Origin of the sequence: Stenotrophomonas sp. YIM B06876 (assembly GCF_030711595.1) — a bacterium.
In the GTDB taxonomy this organism is placed as follows: domain Bacteria; phylum Pseudomonadota; class Gammaproteobacteria; order Xanthomonadales; family Xanthomonadaceae; genus Stenotrophomonas.
Map to the genome: position 1 here is coordinate 1 of NZ_JAUJUJ010000218.1, position 1304 is coordinate 1304.

A 1304-nucleotide genomic window follows, 5' to 3' on the forward strand; every position below is an offset into this window, starting at 1 on the left:
GATCACACGGGCGTGGACCTGGCTGCGGCGGTGGAGCACAAGCTGCGCAAGAACGCCATCAAACACCCCGCCAAGCGCGCACTGGCGGCTGCCAGCGCGGCGGCTCCTGTGGCCATGCTGCCCACACCCAAGCCCGCGGAGTCCGGCGGTCCCAAGGTACACCTGCTCGTTGATTGGGAAAATGTGCAGCCGCGCGGCGAGCAACTGCAGGCGTTGGCGCCACGCGGCACGGATGTCTGGCTGTTCCACAACCCGCAGCAGCGGATCGACAAGACATGGCATGCCGACTACGGCGAGCGTGTGACGCCGGTGCCCATTGCCCGGCCTGGCAAGAATGCGCTGGACTTTCACCTGTCGTATTACATGGGCTACATCTCGGCGCGCCAGCCCGATGCGACTTTTATGGTGATCTCGAACGACAAGGGTTACGACCCTATGCTCGAGCATGCGCGCAACCTGGGGTTTCTTGCGACGCGGCGTGAGTTTTGCAAGACCGTTGCTGCTGCACCGCCCGTGCAGGCGGAAAAAATCCCCGAGAAGATGCTTTCGGAAATGGCGAACGAACAACAGGCGATGCCGGCCCAAAAGAAGCCGCCGAATATGCTGCCAGCGAAGTCCGCACCCGCAGCGAAAAAGACAGCACCAAAGAAGAAGACTGCAGCGGCCGCAACGCGAGCGGCCCAGCCGTCCCCGGCGGCGAAGAAAACACCAGCGCCCCCGAAGAAGCCGGCAGCGAAAGCGTCTGCTGCATTGGCGCAGAAGGCCGCGCCTTCCTTGACTGCGGCGGAGGTTGCCCGGCGCGTGCTGGCCAGTCTGGCCAAAATGCCGAGCAACAAGCCGGCGCGCAAGCCCGCATTGCTGTCGATGATCCGCTCCCACGCCGGCGTGGTCGACGGGGATGACTCGATGGCGACGCTGGTGCTGTCGCTGCTGCAGGCACAGGGCGCCGTGGCCGAGGCAGGTGCCGGCAAGGCGCTGACCTATCCCAAATTGAAGGCAAGGGCGCAGCTGAATTCCGCATGACTTTGCGGTAGGCGCTGCCGCTGCGCTCTATCAAAACAGAAGCTGCTTGCGCTTGTCAGTTCTATGTTTCAGGTGGAAAACAGTCTTAAACCAATGTGGTGCAAGCGCAAGATGCTCCTGAATAAGGAGCGTCAGTGCGCGCTCACCCCCCGCCCAGCACCTTGTACAGCGTGATGCGGTTGGCCTGCTCGGCCAGCTGCAGGCCGATCAGGGTTTGCTGTGCCTGGTAGAGCGAGCGCTGGGCGTCGAGCACCGTGAGGTAGTTGTCCACCCCGGCGCGA

General features: G+C 63.4%; 1 protein-coding gene. It reads left to right on the forward strand.

Going from position 1 to position 1304, the window contains the following annotated elements:
- On the forward strand, positions 1–1023 hold a 1023-nt coding region (locus QZH66_RS16230), incomplete at its 5' end, for a PIN domain-containing protein (RefSeq protein ID WP_305806915.1).
- Positions 1024–1304 lie beyond the last annotated feature (281 nt).